Consider the following 17,036-nt stretch of genomic DNA (forward strand, 5'->3'; position numbering starts at 1 on the left):
TGTGTCAGCCAGGAATGGTCAGGAACGGTCAGGAACTCAGCCGCGATCAATTTTTTCGAAGCGCCGATACAGCGGGCCGACGTGCTTCTTCATTGAGCCTAGACTGGGGCCGCCAGCTTCACCCCCAAACAAATTCCATAAGTAAACGAACAAATCATTTTGACTTTTTGGCAACCCATTGACGTAAATATAAGCGGCCGCTTCAATCAAATATTCTTCCCAGTCATAATCAGCCTTTGCCCCACCCACACCTTTTCGGGGCGCCTCGATCAGAGGGGCTTCAGAAACTGCCTGTGCTGCGCCGACGCCCGGATTGAAATCAGGCCACAACCCTGTTACTTGCGACAAATTAAGTCTTACTCGGTGGAAATCACCCAAATGATAATGAGTTTGTCCCGTTGGTCCTAAATTCGAACGTTCAATTTGGTGCTCGATCCTACTTTCCTCCCAGATAACAAACCGAGCATCACGTAGATTGTCCGAACGCAGGATCCTTTCCGGGTGCGAGTTGCCGTTCATGTAGTAATCTGCTGCCATGCCGATCTTGCCAGATCGCAACGCCTCCAGCAGCAAAATCTCGGTAGTCGCTCGGCTTTCCATAATTTCAGCGAGCCTCCGATGAACCTGACTCAATGTGACCCAGTCATTTTGGCTCGTCATTTTGTGGTGTTTCCCCCGACTAGTTTCTCGACGTGCGCCGCCCATGCCTCTAGGGCCGCCCGCTTCTCGTCGAGGTACTGGTAGCGGTTGTAGACGGCCGCCACGCCCTGGATGATGCCGGACCGATGGTTCAGCACGGCCTCGATCACGTGCGGTTCGATCTTCAGTCGGCCCATACCCGTAGAAGCCGTCCGGCGCAGATCGTGCAGCCGCCAAGGTTCGATAGCGATGCTCTCAGGATCGCCCCCAGCGGCAACCGCGTCGGTGCGTGCAAGAGCTAGCATCACAGCGTCGAGGCGCGTCTTGGCCTTGGCGTAACCCGAAATGCCGCTGTTGCCAGTCGTGCTGATGAGATAGCCGGCCCGTCCGGCCACCCGCGGCAGTGAACCCAGGACGCCCTGTGCCGCGCCACTCAATGGCACGTCGTGAGCCTGACCGTTCTTCGCTCGCTCGGCCGGTATGGTCCACAGCGTGCCGCCTTCGCGCAGCTCGACACGCCGCATCTTAGCGACTTCATCGCGGCGCTGAGCAGTCAGCAGCAGGAGTTGCACGAACGGACCGAATGGCCATCCGATCGAAGCGCAGCCTCGCCAGAGCAGGCGCAACTCTTCGTCGCTCAGGACGCGGTCGCGGCTCGTCTCTGCCGCCGGCGCCTTGATCCGCACGCACGGGTTCGCATCAATGACACCGCGATCGGTAGCCCAATTGAACAGCTTGGACAGGGCCGCGAGCGTGCGGTTGGCGGCTACCGGTGTCCCAGCATCCACGATCCTATCGAGCAGATCGATCACGTCGCGGCGGCCGATGTCCTGAATCTTCCGGCCCTCCCAGACCGGCAGCACCTTGGTTCGCAGGATCCGGATCGTCTCCTCGGCCGTGCGGGGTCGGTTCCGCGGCTTCACGTGACGTTCGATGAAGCTGTCGATCACCGAGCCGATCAGGTCACGCGTCAGCAAGGGCACGACCGCCTTGCGTTCCGCAATTGGATCCTGCCCCAGCGACACGGACTGAAGGGCCGCCCTCCCCTCGGTTCGCGCCTTCACGAGGTCGAGAGCCGGATAAGAGCCGAGGGTAAGCTTCCGGGTCCGGCCGCCATGCCGGTATCGGACAGCCCAGCTTTTCGCGCCGGACGGCTGGATGATGAAGTACAGACCCGGAAGCGTCGCGTCTGGGATCTCCAACCGTCGCGCAGCGTCGGGCTTTAGGCGTTCTATGGCTTGCACGGTGAGGACTCGCGCTGCCACTCTGGTGATCCTCCGGGGTAACCGGGGGTAACAGAAACCGGGCGTTATGCCCTGTTACCCCGTGCTACTAACAAAGCATCACAATGGCAGTTTTTGCTAGACCTGGCAAAGCCGTTGACCGTCCAGAGGGCACCTGATTGTTAGGGCTTGTTTTGCCCTTAAACCAGATTGTGGATCTGGGGGTCCCCCGTTCGAGCCGGGGCGGTGGTACCATCCATTCAGAATGACTGCGCAAGGGGTTGGCGGATCGCCGACCCCTTTTGCGTTTCCAGATCGCTTGCGCGGCGCAAGTGGTCCCCGCCCGCGGAACCACGGGCCGAGAGCCGGCATCGACTTGCCGGGGTCGGCATGGCACCGGCCCTATGCCATCCTGGCGCGAGGCCGGCGCTCCTCGACGGGCGGCGGACGAACACGACCATCGAGGACGCGCCATGAAGCAGTACCGCATCGCCGCCATCCCAGGGGACGGGATCGGCCAGGAGGTCATCGCTGCCGGCATCGCGGTGCTCGACGTCCTCGCCGAGCGCGAGGGTAGCTTCCGCTTCGCCTTCGATCGCTTCGACTGGGGCTCGGACTACTACAAGGCTCACGGCGTGATGATGCCCCCGGACGGGCTGGCGCGGATCAAGGATCACGACGCGATCTTCTTCGGGGCGGTCGGCGCGCCGGACGTGCCCGACTACATCACCCTCTGGGGCCTGCGGCTCGCGATCTGCCAGCCCTTCGACCAATACGCCAATGTCCGGCCGACCCGGATCCTGCCCGGCATCACCAGTCCCCTGCGTCACGTCACCGGACCCGAGCTCGACTGGGTGATCGTGCGCGAGAATTCCGAGGGCGAATATGCCGGCGTCGGCGGCCGGGTGCATCAGGGCCATGCCAACGAGGTCGCCACCGACGTGTCGATGATGACCCGCTCCGGGGTCGAGCGCATCATCCGCTACGCGTTCGTGCTGGCGCGCTCACGCCCGCGCAAGCGGCTCACCGTGGTGACCAAGTCGAACGCCCAGCGCCACGCCATGGTGATGTGGGACGAGATCGCCGCCGAGGTCGCGGCCGAGTTCCCGGATGTAACCTGGGACAAGATGCTGGTCGACGCCATGACCATGCGGATGGTGAGCAAGCCCGAAACCCTCGACACGATCGTGGCGACGAACCTGCACGCCGACATCCTGTCGGACCTCGCGGCGGCGCTGGCCGGATCGCTGGGCATCGCGCCCACCGCCAACATCAACCCGGAGCGCCGGTTTCCCTCGATGTTCGAGCCGATCCACGGCTCGGCTTTCGACATCGCCGGCAAGGGTATCGCCAATCCGGTCGGCACCTTCTGGACCGCCTGCCAGATGCTGGAGCATCTGGGCGAGAAGCCCGCCGCCGACCGTCTGATGCGCGCGGTCGAGCGCGTCACCGCCGATCCCGCCCTGCACACCCCCGATCTCAGCGGCACGGCAACCACCCGCGCGGTCACGGATGCGGTGATCGCAGCGATCCGCGGCGACAACGGCTGACGCGCCGCCCCGGGCGGCCCGATCCGGAGTTCCCCCGGCGGGCCCGGGAGGGTAAGACCGACCTCCGATCGCGGCGGCGAGCCCGCACAAGAAAGAAACTCTCGGGACCCGTCAGATGAGCATCCCCGACCGGCGCGTCCGCCCCCTGTTCGACGAGGCGGCAATCGCCAAGCGCAACACCGAGCTGGCCCAGGAAATCCTGTCGGCGAACCCGGAGAACCTCCTGGTCGTGGCGGTGCTCAAGGGCAGCTTCATGTTCGCCGCCGACCTGCTGCGGGCGCTGCACCGGGTCGGGCTGTCGCCGCAGGTGGAGTTCGTGCACCTGTCGAGCTACCGCACCGGCACCGTCTCCACCGGCCAGGTCGAGATCCTGCGCGACGTGCAGAGCGAGGTCCGCGGGCGGGACGTGCTCCTGGTGGACGACATCCTGGAATCCGGCCGCACCGTGGTGTTCGCCAAGGATCTTCTCATGGCCCGGGGCGCCAAGCGGGTGCTGACCGCGGTGCTGCTCGAGAAGCCGGGCAAGCGCGCCGTGACGATCGACGCCGATTTCGTCGGCTTCACCTGCCCGGACGTGTTCGTGGTCGGCTACGGGATGGATGCGGCCCACGCCTTCCGCCAATTGCCCTTCGTGGGCGTGGTCGATTTCGACAGTGGCGATCCGGACCTGTTCGACGAGGCCTGACACCCCTGCGATCCAGCGCGGCATTTTCGCCGCGCTACCCCGCGATGCGATTGTTTTCCCGTCTCGCGCCTTGACAGAGCAACGGTTCCGTTCGTGATCTGTTATCCATAAGCAGGCCTGAAGTCTCATCTTGTGAGACACCCTCGGAATCAGGCCCGGGATCAGGAACGTTTACGGAACCCCATGGCGCGCATCCTCCTCGTGGATGACGAAGAAACCGTCCGCGGCTTCCTCAAGCGGGGGCTGGAGATCGACGGTCATGCCGTCGTGACCGCCAATGACGGCAGCGACGGGCTCGACCGGCTCAACGAGGCCGATGGCGGGTTCGACCTGATGCTGACCGACATCCGCATGCCGCTCATGGACGGCATTGCCCTGGCGCTGGCCGCCAAGCGCGATTTCCCGGAGCTGACCATCCTGCTGATGACCGGCTTCGCCGACCAGCGGGAGCGCGCCCGCGGGCTCGATGCGATCGTCACCGACGTGCTGACCAAGCCGTTCTCGCTGGCGGACCTGCGCGCCACCGTGAGGCGGGCGCTCGCCGCCTGAGGCGGGTCCCTCCGGTTCATCGACGGCGCACGAATGATGATTTCATCCGCCTTTAAACATCCGCTTTAGCCACCGCTTCACGAAAGCGTGGCAGTTTCATCCGGCGAATTCCAATCAGGCCGGACACGATACCGCGATGGACCGTCGAGACAGGGACGCCGCCGAAGCGGATTGGGACGACGACTGGGACAAGCCGCGGCGCCCCCGCAGGAGCCTGTTTGGGCAGCTCTTCGGCCTCGTAAAGCTCGTGGTCTTCGCGCTGCCCGTGGCGATGTTTCTCTACGGCAGCTTCGCGGATTGCGGCACGCGCCCCGCCACCACGGGCTGGCTCGGGCTCGTCGGGGCGGGGGCCTGCGCGCGCAGCGAGATGATCGGCAACGTCCTCTCGATGCAAGACAACTTCGCCCTCCTGAAGCGGCTGATCGATTGAGGCCACAGGGCGAAGAGCCCGCCGCCCCCACCCTTGCGAGCCTCCCATGTCCAGTCGTCCCCTCACCCCATCGCCCTCCGGTAGCGTCCCCGACGCAGTCGAAGAGGCCCAATTCCATGCGCGCATGGCGCGGCTCCGCCCCGAGCCGGTGAGCCAGCGCGACCGCCGGCGGGGCCCGCAGACCTTCGGCCGGGGCGGTTTTCGCCTGGGTTGGAAGGGCTGGCTTGTCATCGATGCCCTGGTCGTGCTGCTGGTCGTGGCCGCGGTGGTCGCTTGGCCACCAATCCGGGCCTGCCGGCACCAAGACAAGACGACCGGCTTCTACGCCGGCGACGCGGTCGACAAGTGCATCCGCCGGGGCATTGCCGAGCGCATGGACCGGGCCGACCAGCGCCTGAAGGCCCTGGTGCGCGGCTCGGGGCGCTAGCCGATTCCACACGGTAGATTCCGGATCATAGCCCGGGTCGGCTTGAGCGGCGGCACCGCGACTGGTAGCACGTGTGTCGCGGGCCGGTGTAGCACAGCGGTAGTGCAGCGGTTTTGTAAACCGAAGGTCGGGAGTTCGATCCTCTCCACCGGCACCACACCTCCTGTCCCTTTGGGTTTTCACTTGGGGCCGGGCGCGTAGTCCTTTCCCGGACAATCGGTTGGGTTCCGCTCCGACCGAGCGTGAGCCGACTGGGTCCTGGGCTGCGCGGGTCGGAATGTGCCGCCCATGCTCAGCGTCCATTCAGCCGCCCCGGGCGAGGTTCACTTACGGCCAAGCTCGAATAAGTATTTCTGAATTGTAACTGGCGCCTTTGTCAATAATTTACGGCAAAGCTCGCAAATTACGACATTAAGATTTGATGAATACGAAGTTCAGAACCGATTAAATCCGTTGCGCCTACCAGCGCCACCGGAAGGCGATGTAGCACGTCTCCGTCGCAACCGATCGCGAGATCGGAGCGGCGGATCGCAGACCCCGTCGGGGCCGCATCGCCGCTGGTCGGGACGTGATCATGACCCAGGGCAAGGACGAGCGGGCGGTGACGCGCCGCGCCGGTGATGCGGACGGAGGCGGGTTGATGCCCGCGAACGATACCGCCCCCCTGCCTGACGGTGCAGCCGCAGGCTCCGCGCCCGGGCGCCGGGCAATCAGCGACGCGGATCGCGCCCGGATCGGCCGCGGCCTGCGCCTGCATTACGCCGATGTTCTGGCCCTGCCGATCCCGGAGCGGCTCCGGACGCTGATCGACGACCTCGCCGCATGCTCCGACACGGAGGCCTCGCGATGACCATGACCCTGCAAGCCGCTCCCGCCGGCAACCATTCCGGCTCGCCGACGCACGGGGTCGATGCCGAGATGCGCGATCTCCTGCTCGGGTCGATTCCGGCCCTGCGGGCCTTCGCGTTCTCGCTCACCTACGATCTCGACCGCTCCGACGACCTCGTGCAGGACACGCTGGTGCGCGCCTGGGTCAATGCGGGCAGCTTCCGCCGGGGGACCAACCTCACGGCCTGGCTGTTCACGATCCTGCGCAACCTGTTCTACTCGGAGCAGCGCAAGCGGAAGCGCGAGGTGGAAGACGCCGACGGCGTGATGGCCGGCAAGCTGACCTCCTTGCCCGAGCAGGAGGTGCGGATGGAGATGGCGCAGTTTCAGACCGCCCTGAACCGGCTGCCCCATGCCCAACGCGAGGCGCTGGTTCTGGTGGGGGCCCAGAGCTTCACCTACGAGGAGGCGGCCGCGATCTGCGGCGTTGCGGTGGGGACGATCAAGAGCCGGGTCAGCCGCGCGCGGATGCGCCTGATCGAGGTGCTGGGCCTGGAGGGGCCGGACGACATCGGCGCCGACGCCCGCACCCGCGCGGCGCTGGGCGGCGGCTGACCCCACTCACTTGATTAACTTGACGGCCTCGCGGAAGCACGGGTGCCGGGCGGTGCCGAGCCACTCGAACACCACCATCTCAGTTGTGACGATCTCGGCCCCGTGGGCGGCCATCCGGGCGAGGCCGGCATCGCGATTCTCGGTTCGGCGCGAACCCACGGCATCGGCGACCACGTAGGCGCGCTGCCCGACCTCCCGGAGCCCGAGCACTGTCTGCAGCACGCAGATATGCGCTTCACAGCCGGCGACCACGAGGTCGCGGCCCCCGAGCCGGTCGAGGAAGCCCGGTGCCTGGACGGCACCGAAGCTCATCTTGGGGAAGACCGCTTCGGGCCCTGGAGTGAGGTCCGGCACGGTCGGGCCGAGGCCGCCGGCATTCTGCTCGGTGAACAGGGCCGGCACGTCGAGGAGCCTCGCTGCCGCCACGAGGCGGTTCGTGTTGGCAATCACCCCCGCGCCGTCGGTGATGGCCGGCATAAGCCGGACTTGGATGTCGATGACCAGGAGGAGCGCCCGGGCGGGATCGATCAGTGGCATCGGTCTCTCAAATCCGGCGGGCTTGCCCCGTAAGTGGGACGGCCCATCCTCATCCCTTTGGTATCCGATGGAACCGGCCACACCGGCATGCCAGGGACGCGTACCGGGCACGCCGCCGCGCCCCGCTCGGGCGCCCCCCCCCCCGCGTCGCGTCCCCGATGGAACGATCTGCAGGAGAACGTCTGACGCATCATCCCGGGCGTCGTACCGTAGCGCTGCTCCAGCCTCGTGGTTTGAAATCATCCCGACAGCTGGAGACCACCTTTCGGGCTGACGCGCACGCTGTTCCCGACCGCGTTACGATCGGTCCCGGCTCCATGCCTCTGTTCCAACGCGCTTCGCCGAACCGGTATTCGCTTCGGCGGAGACCGTTACAGGATGGGGCGAGGATTGCAGACTTGGGGCTTCCGATCAGGACGATGATCTGACCAAAGGCCGCTTTTTTGGTGAGCCGTCGTGTCACGCCGGTCTGACCGGGATGTCCTGACGGATGAGCAATGGGAGCGCCTGGCGCCGCTGACGCCGTGCGGCTGCAGCCAACGGGACAGCGGGCTGCAGGCGATCGCCTCCATCAACATCCGCCCGGAGCCCGCCGAGAAGAACGCCTGCAGCAGCATCTCGGGCGGTATCGAGGGCCGGCCCAGGCCCGAGTACAGCGCCTGAAAACGCGCGGTTAGCCCGGCCAGCGCCTCAATAAGCCAGAATCCGGAACGGCCGCCTTGGGTGGTCGGTCGGCCCGCGCGCCTCGAGACGCGCGGAGCGGAACAGGTTGGCCGGCTGCGCTCACCCAACCTGCTCCGCAGGCCAAGCTACCCATCGAGCGGCGACTGACCTGACCGGTCTGTCGGACCAGTCCGATCGGAGGACCGATGCCTGCCCGCAAATACAGCGCCAGGGCCTGCACCGCATGGACTTGCCAATCCGGGGGCATACCCCTCCCAATCCCGGTCGGCCAGCTCAATCGGCCCGGTCCGCTCCGATCGATCTTGCGCGGCGCCGCGCAAATGCCCCGGCGTTTAATCCGTCGCGCGGCGTGCGACGCGGCACGTCACGGCGGCGCGCGAAGCCCCATCTAGGTCTCGCACAAGAAAAACAGAGCCGAAAGACAGATCTGTAGTTTGTAGGAGCTAAGTTTTACCCATGAAGACCCGTATCGCTGCCGTCGTCACTTCGCTTATCCTTGGCGTCGCCCCGATCTCGTCCGCCATGGCATCAAACGGTGCGCGCTGGACCGGCTTTACCCCCTATGAGGTCGAGACCACTGGGGCACTGGGGCTCGGCGTCCATGACACCCCAACCTACGATCGCTGCCCGATGAGTTCGGCGGCGGAAGGCAATGCGGACCAGCAGACCCGCCCCGTGAAGCAGTACGGCCAGACCACCGGCGGCTACCGTTGCTGATCTGCGCAGCAGGCATCCCCGCATGGCGCTGAAAGTCTTTTCCTACGCGATGATCGCGGTCTTCGTCGGCGGCCTCATGATGACCCTTCTCGGGTCCGCCAGTATGTTACTGGGCTTGTAGCGTCGGGGCTTGGGCTCTCGACGGATCGGATCGACCGGCGGCGGGGTGCGAGCCCCGCCGTTTTTATGGCATGGCGAAACCACACCGCGACCTGATCGCGCGCCATTCACCATCAGGTTGATGAACGACCCAACCAGAACGGGTTCAGGGCACCGGCTCCATTCTCCTGGCATCCGGTCCGGACAAGCGGGCCGACGGTTTCAGGAGGTCGTGTCATGGTGCGCTTCAAGACCCTCGGGATGGCCGCATGGCTTGCGGCAGGGCTCGCCACCGCCACGGCGGCGCAGGCGGCGCCGTTCGGCTACGGCCCGCCCAGCGGGTCCGGGCTGATCGAACGCGTCGCTGGCGGCTGCGGCCCGGGTTTCCATCCGAATCCGTGGGGCCATTGCCGCCCCAACGATCGTGGGTGGGGCTATGGCGGCCCCCGTGGCCCCTATGGCGGTCGCCCGGGTTACGGTTATGGTGGCGGCTACGAGCGCGGCCCCGGCGGCTACGACGGCCCGCGCCGATTCTACAATGGGTGGTAACGCCCACGCACGGTCGTGATCGACCGGTCACGACAGCCGCGACTGAACCGTCAGGGCTCCCGGCGGTTCTCCCGCCGGAGGCTTCCATGTCAGATTTGTCCCAAGAGCCGAAGCGCGTGAATGTCGAGGATCCCAGTTCGGCAGCGTACTGGGCGCGCCGCCTTCAGGTGCCGGTCGAGGATGTGACAGCGGCCGTGCGTGCGGTCGGAGACGAACCGGCAGCGGTCGCGGCGCATCTCGATCGCCCCTGGCCTTACGACGGCAGCGGGATCGTATAGCTTCAGGCCTGCCCGCGCGCTCAACGCGCGAACAGGACCACCGCCCTTTCTGGCATCGCCACAACCAAAGGGCGAATTACTGCGGAATTATCATATCTAGAATAGAATTATCAGTCGAATGGTCAGGCTGATACGCAGTATTTGCAGCTGTGTGCGCTGCAGTAATTGCGACATGCTCCACACGGGCTCCGTGCAGAGCATGCTTTGATGATTGATGAATTTTCGGACGATCTGGCGAACGACCCCGAGCCGGGATCCGATCAGGCTCAGGAGGCCAATGGCGTCGCCTTTCTGCTCGCCAGCGCGGCCTACCTGGCCCTGGCGGACGCCTATCTGCGCCGGGAAGGTCCGAACGGCCTGACCGTGATGGACGAGATCGAGGGGCGGATCGAGGAGGCCCTTCAGAGCTTCGTGACGGAAACCTCTTACGACGAAGCGCGGCCCGACATCCTGGCGCACGCGACGGCTAAGATCCGCGCGTTGCTCGACGCGGGACGCTCGATGTCGCCGGGACCCGGCTCCCTCCAGTGAAGCAGCACGCGCGCCGGGAAGGAGCGGACGGCGAACGTCCCACTTCCTGGCCCCTGCTCCACCATCGGCGCTACTGACGCGGGCCGGGCAGCTGAGGCGACGCCCCCGGCTGGCGCGGCGCCTGCGGGCTCGGATCCTGCGGCGCAGGCTGGGGCTGCTGCGGCGCGGGATTGGACCCCGTTTGGTCGGTCTGCAGCGTCTGGTTCGCCTTGGTCTGGATCTGATCGGCGGTCTGCTGGCTGATGACGCCGTAGGAAACCGCGGCCGCGAGGGCGACGGCGATGACCGCCCCGATGATCGTCTTGGTGAGCTTCGGGGGCATCAGGACCTCCTCTCCGTCTCAGGTCGCCGGTCAGGCCGCTTCTTTGCGGGTGACGGCCAGGGCCCAGATCGTCGCCGGGATCCAGCCGATGATCGTCAGGTGGAGCAGGATGCACAGAAGGCCCTGAAGAACCTTCCCGCGCAGGAACATGGCAAGCCATGGCGCCAGGAAGCAGATGATGATCATGATCATGGGTTGAACGACTCCTTGCGGCTGACATAGGGAGCCGGGCCCGTTCAGGTAGACCTTTGCCGTGTGAGTCTCGAAGCGGCCGGCTGCTCGTCCGGGATCTCCGGTGGGGTGCATGAAGACCGACGGGGGCATCCGTCCGGGAGGGCGGGTCGGCAGCTACCATGCATGCACGAGGTGTCCCCCGGCCAGCACGATGACGGCCAGGGTCACGAGCGAGATGGCAACCTTCCTGACCGCCCCCGCCGTGCGTGAGGGCCGGCGCCGTCCGTCCGGCGTCCTGAGGACCCTGACCTTTGGATCCGCGAGATGCTGCGTCAGGCTCTCGGGCAGCGCACGCCGCGACGAACCAGATTTCGACCGACTCTTACGCATTCTGGTCCCTGATCACGAACGCTGAGCCGTCAGCGGCGCCGCCACGACGCGTCGGCGCCAGCACCATTCAGACAGGTGGGCGCCGACTCTCGGAAAACGAGTATCCCTCGTCAAAGCGTCTGCGGATTGTCCTGGATCCGCCCTCTGCATGAGGGGCCAGCTTTACCCGACGGTCACGGCGCCATCGATCGGACTTACCGCGAGGACGCGCGGCCCCCGAACCTCGGGATCGCGCTGCTCCCACGCGGACAGCGTGGCATTGGCCGCCTCGACGATCGCCCCCGGAGCGCCGCTGCCGATCTGGGGGCGGATCGCCTCGACGAGCCGCGCCAGGATCGTCTGCTCCTCCATCGGGCGGTTCGGCATCGTCGCCTGCCGGCAGAACCCTGCGTAGACGTTCTCGGCGATCACACGGGCGGCACGATCGGCGTCGGGTGTCTCGTGTGCCATCCTGGATCCCCTAAGAGCCCATCGCCGTAGGGCGCTTCTTCTACCTAGCGCGGGGAGCGCCCGAAACAGCGGGCTCTACTCGTCATCCGTATCCGCCGGCGAACCGGGCGGCAGGGGGCCGTCATCGATGACGCCGGGATCGCCGTAGTTGAAGGGCGGCCCGTCGAAGCCGACGACGCCGTCGGGATTGTCCGGTGTCACGTTCGGATCGACCGGCCGGCTACCGTCGCGGCCGAGGCGCTTGTCGATCCGGTCCATCCGCTTGAGATCACGCTGAACGGGGACATCCCGCGGATCCTGGGCCAGCGCCTCCGGCGAGACCGAGAGCGCCATCAAGGCGCCGAACGTCAGTAGCCGCATGTTGCCTAGACCTTCGCCGTCAGGTGCCGGGTGGCGCGCGCCGCGGATCGCCGCCGGCCTCCGAAATCCGAACCCACAGTGACGGTGATTGCTTGGCTGATCAACGTGAAGTGGCAGATGGATCGAGGATCCATACGGGATGCGGTGAAGACCGGCCCGTCAATCGATCGGGCAGCCTTCGGCCCGCTCCCGTCGGCGGCGCTCCGCGTTCTGCTGTGCCTGCTCCTGCCAGCTTTCCTCAGGCGGCGTGATTTCGACCTTGCCGAAGGCAGTCCCCAGGACTGCCGGCCCCTGTGTTTCGGTCGGCAGCGAACCCGTGGTCCGCGGATCTTCGCAGCCCAGGTCGAGCCGATCGCCCCCAGCCAGCGCCGCGGTCGCACACACGATCAGCATCGCAACGATCGCCAGGAATCTGTTCATGCGTGCGGTCACAGCATGCCGTCAAAGCGTCCGTTGACAGCGGGCGGAGCGTCGGATCGCGGACACCGGCAAGGCGTAGGGCCAAACGCTTAACGAAAAAGAGCCCGCCGCAGCTGGTGCCGAGCGGGCTCGAAGGGGTCGTCTTGGGAGGAAGGCCCTCGTACCGCAGGCATGTAAGCAACGGCATTAGCCATTGGGCATGGCTGGAGCGCGCCAAAAGCATGTAACCGCCCCGCTTGTACACGTCAGCGCAGCCATCGGGCCAATTCGCCTTCCTCCAGAGCAATGCGGCCGAAAGCGATGGCCACGATGACCGCGTTGATGAGCACTATAGCCGTCTGGACAGCGGCTTGCCGGCGCGCAGCCCGCGCATCCTGCTGGCAGAAAGCAACCACTCCCCGGAAAGCCAGAGGGATTGCCCCTCGAAAATCAGCACCTGAGGCGAAATCACAATCGAATATGCAACTTCTGATTAGTATCGGCGCGCTATCGTTCTCCCGTGTTGCCGCACGGCGAGGCTTCCGATGTACCGCGCTCTGGCCTGCCTGACCGACGAGCACACCCCCTGGGTGGTCCCCCTGGCCGCCTGTGTCTGCTGGATCTCGTGCTACGTCGCCCTGCTGCTCGAACAGCGCGTTCGGAAGGGGGGCGCCTCGGCCCCCGCCTGGCTGCTGGCTGCCGCCTTCTCGGCCGGTGCGGGCATCTGGAGCACCCATTTCATCGGCATGCTCGGCTACGATCCCGGCGTGGTCGTCGGCTACGAAATGGCCACGACGCTGCTGTCACTCATCGTGGCCATCACAGCCGCTCTTGTCGCCTTCACGCTCCTGAGCGCGGCGCGCGGGGACGCGCCGTGGGTCGGGGCGGTGGCCGGCCTGATCCTCGGCGGCGGCATCGCTTGCATGCACTTCCTCGGCATCGCGGGCGTGGTCCTGCCCGGACGGTTCAACTGGGACCTGCCGCTGGCACTGGTCGCCACGACGATCGGCTGCGGCCTTTCCGGCGCCGCCCTGGTGATCCATGTCCGCGGCGGCGAGGCACGGACACGAGTAGCCGCAACCACAATCCTGACGGCAGCCATCGCCGGCCTGCACTTCCTGGCCATGGCGGCGGCGCGCGTTGTCCCGGATCCGGCGCTGGAAACCCCGGATCTCGGCCTCGCCCGCGGCGCGGTGGCGGGTGGCATCGCCGTCATGATGGCGGTGATCCTGGCCTTCGCGGCGCTCGCCCTGATGCTGGACCATCTGCGCACGATCAACGCCGCCCTCGCCCGCCAGGGCTTCGCCCTGGGCGAGAAGACGTTGCTGCTCGACATGACCCTGGACAGCATGGACCAGGGGCTGATCATGGTGGACGGTCGTGGCCTGGTTCAGGTCTGCAACGAGCGCGCCCTGGTGCTCCTCGACCTGCCGCGGGCGATGATGCTGGCGGCTCCGAGCTACAAGGATGTCCTGCGCCATCAGCTGCGCCACCGCGAGCGCAACCGGACCGACCGGTCGTACCGGGACTGGATCGAGCGCGGCGGGCTGGAACAGGCCCATGTCCACGAGCGCGTGCGTCCGAACGGCATCGTGCTCGAGATCCGGACCGTGCCCCTTCAGGATGGTGGCTTCGTACGGACGTTTACCGACATCACCCAGCGCAAGGCCGCGGAGGCCGAGGTGGCGCGCCTCGCCCGGCACGACATCCTCACCGGCCTGCCGAACCGCGGCCTGTTCCGTGAGTACCTCGATGCGCGGCTCGCCGATATCGCCGTCCGGGGCGGCACCGGGTCTGTCCTCTATCTCGACCTCGACGGCTTCAAGGGCGTGAACGACACGCTCGGTCACCAGGCGGGCGACAATCTGTTGCGCAGTGTAGCGGACCGGTTGCGATCGGCGGTGGGCGACGGCGTCGTGGCGCGCTTAGGGGGCGACGAGTTCGCCGTCCTGCTCACCGGCGACCGCGCGGAGGCAATCGACATCGCCGAGCGCCTCATCGGCCTGTTCGAAACGCCGCTTTGGGTCGGCGAGCAGCGGATCGCCGTCGGCCTGAGCGTCGGCATCGCCCTGGCGCCGGAGCACGGGACGAGCGCGGAATGCCTGTACCGGCGAGCCGACCTCGCCCTCTACCGGGCCAAGGCCGAGGGCCGGGGCACCTACCGGGTGTTCGCGTCCGACATGGACGAGGAGGCGGAGGAGCGCCGGGTGCTGGAGAGCGACCTGCGCCAGGCCCTGGCGGACGATGCCCTGAGCCTGCACTACCAGCCGCAGGTCGACGGCGCATCGGGCATGCTGGTGGGGTTCGAGGCCCTGGTGCGCTGGACGCATCCCGTACGCGGCCAGATCCCGCCCAGCGTGTTCGTGCCCCTGGCCGAGGAGACCGGTCTGATCATTGCGCTCGGCGACTGGGTGCTCCGTGAGGCCTGTCGCGAGGCCGCGACCTGGGCACCGTCCCTGAAGGTGGCGGTCAACCTGTCGCCGCGGCAGTTCCAGAAGCCGGACCTGCCCGAGACCGTGCTCGCCGTGCTGGCGCAGACCGGCCTGTCGCCGAACCGGCTGGAGCTGGAGGTGACGGAGAGCGTCATCATCAACGACATGGCACGGGCGATCAGCATCCTCCGGCGCCTGAAGGGGTTCGGCGTCCGGATCAGCATGGACGATTTCGGCACCGGCTACGCGTCGCTGGCGACCCTGCAGGCCTTCCCGTTCGACAAGATGAAGATCGACCGCTCGTTCGTGGCCCAGCTCGGCGTCGACCCGCAGGCCGCCGTGATCGTGCGTGCGGTGCTCAGCCTGGGCCGGAGCCTGCGGATGGGCGTCGTTGCCGAGGGGGTCGAGACCGCCGCCCAGCGGCGGTTCCTGGCGGATGAAGCCTGCGGAGAGATGCAGGGCTACCTGTTCGGCAAGCCCCAGCCGATCAGCGACTATGCGGAGATGCTTTGTTTTCCGGATCACCCCGAACAGATCGCCTGCATCGCCCGGGCGAGGGCCTGACCCGGGCGTCGTGTTCGCCTGGGAGGCGATGGAAGAAACCGCGCGCGGGACGCGCGGTTCGGCGGACAGTAACAGGAAGGCAAGGTCCCACGCTGGGTGGCTGCGTCGCGGGTAGGCCACACGCCGCGCATAAGCCGCGTGGTCGCGGTTCAAGGTTCCGTGTCCGATCCAGACCGGTCGCCGATCTGCGATCGGCAACGAAACCTCAGCGATACAAAATAGCGGCGCCCGCGCGATGCGTGCGCCAAAAGACAATCATAGATTACAACGACTAGATATTTGAAATCTTGGATTGCATGCGATAGCGAGGCTCACGCCGTTACGCATCGCGAGTACTTACGTACATTTAATGCAGATCGTGTTTTCGACTGAGGGGCTTGATGCCCGGCACAGCTTCAAGCGTTGGCGTGAAGCGCTCGAGGTGCAGAAAGCGAACGTCGACCTGCGGCACCTCGACGATGCGCCGTTCGAGGCCAAGGTCGAGAACAGCGCCATCGGCCCGCTCCTGGTGACGCGCATGTCGCAGAGTGCCCTGCGCACCGAGGTCAGGAAGTTCGGAGCCTGGCGTCAGGGCCGCGAAGGCATGGCTACGGCAGCCTTCAAGCTCGCGGGCACCTCGAACAGCTTTCAGGACGGTCGCGACGCCGTGTTGAGCACCGGCGACCTCTACATCCTCGACAAGCGGCCAATGGTGCTGACGACGAGCGCAGGGGCTCAAGTCCTGTTCGTGGAGCTGCCACGCGAACGGCTGGAGAGCGTACTCGGGTCGACCCGGCACTACACGGCCCTCAGGATAGGGGCGGAGCTGGGCTCCACCTCCCTGGCGCGAACGTTCTTCGAGGAACTGGTCCGCCTGGGCGATCGGCTCGCCCCTGAGGCGGCCGACCGCATGGCCTCGGTCGGCGTCGACCTGATCGTAGCCAGCATAGCCGAGCGCCTGGCCAAGGACGTCCCGCAACCGCTGCACGGCACCGTCGTGGTCCAGCGCGCCAAAACGTTCGTCGAGGCCAACCTCGGCGATCCGACGCTCGGCCCGTCCCAACTCGCCGCCGCAGTCGGCGTGTCGCTGCGGCGGCTCCAGGAGCTGTTCAGCGAGCACGGCCAGCACATCTCGGACTGGATCTGGCAGCGTCGGCTTGAGGCCGCAGCCAAGCGCCTGATCGACCCGGGCGTCCGGCACCTGCCGATCGGCACCCTGGCCTATGGCTGCGGTTTCGCCAGCCAGGCCCATTTCGCCCGCCGCTTCAAGGCACAGTACGGCAAGACCCCGAGCGAATACCGGACCGAGTCTCTCCTCAAGGCGTCATAGGCGATCGATCCCGGGCGATCCGCTCCGGCCGGCTTAGCCGTGGGGCAAGCGCCGCCGCGCCGGGTATCGCGCCTCCGCGCGTGTCCGCGTTGCCCGCGCGCGCTCGACATCGGCAATGCCGACCGGCCGGGGCGAGGCCTCCTGGGTGAATGGCATCCGGCTGCGGATATCGCCGTAATAGTCAGAGCCGCTCATGCCGAAGCCGCCGCCCATGACCGGACCGTCCAGGAGCGGTTCCCCGGCGCAGGCGGCCGTGGCGCAGCAAACGAGGAGGGTGGCGAAGGTCAGACGCATG

At 66.5% G+C, this 17,036-nt stretch carries 23 protein-coding genes, 1 tRNA gene and 1 pseudogene; 15 read left to right on the forward strand and 10 right to left on the reverse strand.

The genetic code is table 11. From position 1 onward, the window contains the following. Nucleotides 1-36: 36 nt before the first annotated feature. Entirely contained in the window at nt 37-660 is a 624-nt protein-coding gene (locus AO398_RS28615) for a hypothetical protein (protein WP_152997659.1), read from the reverse strand. Next, nucleotides 657-1,904 carry a site-specific integrase gene (locus AO398_RS25580; protein ID WP_058194977.1) on the reverse strand — a complete coding sequence of 416 codons (1,248 nt, stop codon included), beginning with the start codon at nt 1,902-1,904 and terminating at the stop codon, nt 657-659. The genes AO398_RS28615 and AO398_RS25580 overlap by 4 nt, the downstream gene beginning before the upstream one ends. 431 nt (nt 1,905-2,335) lie before the next feature. On the opposite strand from AO398_RS25580, the gene AO398_RS25585 reads away from it, so the two are divergent. From AO398_RS25585 to AO398_RS25620, 8 genes are all read left to right on the forward strand, one after another. Then, entirely contained in the window at nt 2,336-3,412 is a 1,077-nt protein-coding gene (locus AO398_RS25585; RefSeq protein ID WP_058194978.1) for a tartrate dehydrogenase, read from the forward strand. A 115-nt stretch (nt 3,413-3,527) separates the two neighbouring features. Further along, nucleotides 3,528-4,097: a hypoxanthine phosphoribosyltransferase gene (gene hpt / locus AO398_RS25590; RefSeq protein WP_058194979.1), complete on the forward strand. Its 570-nt coding sequence runs from the start codon at nt 3,528-3,530 to the stop codon at nt 4,095-4,097. A 183-nt stretch (nt 4,098-4,280) separates the two neighbouring features. After that, nucleotides 4,281-4,646: a response regulator gene (locus AO398_RS25595; protein ID WP_058194980.1), complete on the forward strand. Its 366-nt coding sequence runs from the start codon at nt 4,281-4,283 to the stop codon at nt 4,644-4,646. A gap of 136 nt (nt 4,647-4,782) precedes the next feature. Beyond that, entirely contained in the window at nt 4,783-5,076 is a 294-nt protein-coding gene (locus AO398_RS25600; RefSeq protein ID WP_058194981.1) for a hypothetical protein, read from the forward strand. Nucleotides 5,077-5,122: 46 nt separating this feature from the next. After that, nucleotides 5,123-5,503 (forward strand): hypothetical protein, encoded by a 381-nt coding sequence (locus AO398_RS25605; RefSeq protein ID WP_058194982.1) that lies wholly within the window; start codon nt 5,123-5,125, stop codon nt 5,501-5,503. 82 nt (nt 5,504-5,585) lie between these two features. Next, nucleotides 5,586-5,660, forward strand: a tRNA-Thr gene (locus AO398_RS25610). A 417-nt stretch (nt 5,661-6,077) separates the two neighbouring features. After that, entirely contained in the window at nt 6,078-6,353 is a 276-nt protein-coding gene (locus AO398_RS25615) for a NepR family anti-sigma factor (protein WP_058194983.1), read from the forward strand. Then, on the forward strand, nt 6,350-6,946 hold the full coding sequence (locus tag AO398_RS25620; RefSeq protein ID WP_058194984.1) for a sigma-70 family RNA polymerase sigma factor: 597 nt from the start codon (nt 6,350-6,352) through the stop codon (nt 6,944-6,946). The genes AO398_RS25615 and AO398_RS25620 overlap by 4 nt, the downstream gene beginning before the upstream one ends. A gap of 6 nt (nt 6,947-6,952) precedes the next feature. Here AO398_RS25620 and AO398_RS25625 read toward each other — a convergent pair whose 3' ends face one another. Further along, on the reverse strand, nt 6,953-7,483 hold the full coding sequence (locus tag AO398_RS25625; protein WP_058194985.1) for an isochorismatase family protein: 531 nt from the start codon (nt 7,481-7,483) through the stop codon (nt 6,953-6,955). A gap of 456 nt (nt 7,484-7,939) precedes the next feature. Between AO398_RS25625 and AO398_RS28620 the strand changes: the two genes are divergently transcribed. Beyond that, nucleotides 7,940-8,146: a hypothetical protein gene (locus AO398_RS28620; RefSeq protein WP_058194986.1), complete on the forward strand. Its 207-nt coding sequence runs from the start codon at nt 7,940-7,942 to the stop codon at nt 8,144-8,146. On the opposite strand, the pseudogene AO398_RS27855 reads toward AO398_RS28620, so the two are convergent. Then, a pseudogene (locus AO398_RS27855) lies at nt 8,044-8,251 on the reverse strand (IS5/IS1182 family transposase); the annotation flags it as partial. The gene AO398_RS28620 and the pseudogene AO398_RS27855 sit on opposite strands and share 103 nt — an antisense overlap. A gap of 372 nt (nt 8,252-8,623) precedes the next feature. Here AO398_RS27855 and AO398_RS25635 point away from each other — a divergent pair. The 4 genes from AO398_RS25635 (at nt 8,624) to AO398_RS25645 (ending at nt 10,341) form a co-directional block, all read left to right on the forward strand. Continuing rightward, nucleotides 8,624-8,884 (forward strand): hypothetical protein, encoded by a 261-nt coding sequence (locus AO398_RS25635; RefSeq protein WP_058194987.1) that lies wholly within the window; start codon nt 8,624-8,626, stop codon nt 8,882-8,884. A 336-nt stretch (nt 8,885-9,220) separates the two neighbouring features. Beyond that, nucleotides 9,221-9,532, forward strand: coding sequence for a hypothetical protein (locus tag AO398_RS25640; RefSeq protein WP_058194988.1), 312 nt, complete (start codon nt 9,221-9,223; stop codon nt 9,530-9,532). Nucleotides 9,533-9,618: 86 nt separating this feature from the next. Then, the gene (locus AO398_RS27860) at nt 9,619-9,810 is read left to right on the forward strand and encodes a DUF3606 domain-containing protein (protein ID WP_082643449.1); all 192 of its coding nucleotides are present in this window, start codon (nt 9,619-9,621) and stop codon (nt 9,808-9,810) included. 207 nt (nt 9,811-10,017) lie between these two features. Then, nucleotides 10,018-10,341 carry a hypothetical protein gene (locus AO398_RS25645; RefSeq protein ID WP_058194989.1) on the forward strand — a complete coding sequence of 108 codons (324 nt, stop codon included), beginning with the start codon at nt 10,018-10,020 and terminating at the stop codon, nt 10,339-10,341. Between the two features lie 70 nt (nt 10,342-10,411). On the opposite strand, the gene AO398_RS25650 is transcribed toward AO398_RS25645, so the two are convergent. The 5 genes from AO398_RS25650 to AO398_RS25665 form a co-directional block, all read right to left on the reverse strand. After that, nucleotides 10,412-10,663, reverse strand: a complete 252-nt coding sequence (locus tag AO398_RS25650; protein ID WP_058194990.1) for a hypothetical protein — start codon at nt 10,661-10,663, stop codon at nt 10,412-10,414. A gap of 30 nt (nt 10,664-10,693) precedes the next feature. Beyond that, nucleotides 10,694-10,855, reverse strand: coding sequence for a YqaE/Pmp3 family membrane protein (locus AO398_RS28625; protein WP_152997660.1), 162 nt, complete (start codon nt 10,853-10,855; stop codon nt 10,694-10,696). Nucleotides 10,856-11,389: 534 nt separating this feature from the next. Further along, nucleotides 11,390-11,677, reverse strand: coding sequence for a hypothetical protein (locus AO398_RS25655; RefSeq protein WP_058194991.1), 288 nt, complete (start codon nt 11,675-11,677; stop codon nt 11,390-11,392). A 75-nt stretch (nt 11,678-11,752) separates the two neighbouring features. Then, on the reverse strand, nt 11,753-12,037 hold the full coding sequence (locus AO398_RS25660) for a hypothetical protein (RefSeq protein WP_058194992.1): 285 nt from the start codon (nt 12,035-12,037) through the stop codon (nt 11,753-11,755). Between the two features lie 159 nt (nt 12,038-12,196). Continuing rightward, nucleotides 12,197-12,457 carry a hypothetical protein gene (locus AO398_RS25665; RefSeq protein WP_058194993.1) on the reverse strand — a complete coding sequence of 87 codons (261 nt, stop codon included), beginning with the start codon at nt 12,455-12,457 and terminating at the stop codon, nt 12,197-12,199. A 524-nt stretch (nt 12,458-12,981) separates the two neighbouring features. On the opposite strand from AO398_RS25665, the gene AO398_RS25670 reads away from it, so the two are divergent. Both AO398_RS25670 and AO398_RS25675 read left to right on the forward strand, forming a co-directional pair. Next, on the forward strand, nt 12,982-15,432 hold the full coding sequence (locus tag AO398_RS25670) for an EAL domain-containing protein (RefSeq protein WP_058194994.1): 2,451 nt from the start codon (nt 12,982-12,984) through the stop codon (nt 15,430-15,432). Between the two features lie 349 nt (nt 15,433-15,781). Next, nucleotides 15,782-16,741 (forward strand): helix-turn-helix domain-containing protein, encoded by a 960-nt coding sequence (locus tag AO398_RS25675; protein ID WP_058194995.1) that lies wholly within the window; start codon nt 15,782-15,784, stop codon nt 16,739-16,741. 33 nt (nt 16,742-16,774) lie between these two features. Here the strand turns inward: AO398_RS25675 and AO398_RS25680 are convergent, their stop codons facing one another. After that, complete coding sequence (locus AO398_RS25680) at nt 16,775-17,035, reverse strand: hypothetical protein (protein WP_058194996.1); 261 nt, start codon at nt 17,033-17,035, stop codon at nt 16,775-16,777. Nucleotide 17,036: the final 1 nt, after the last annotated feature.

Origin of the sequence: Methylobacterium sp. GXS13 (genome assembly GCF_001455965.1) — a bacterium.
In the GTDB taxonomy this organism is placed as follows: Bacteria; Pseudomonadota; Alphaproteobacteria; order Rhizobiales; family Beijerinckiaceae; genus Methylobacterium.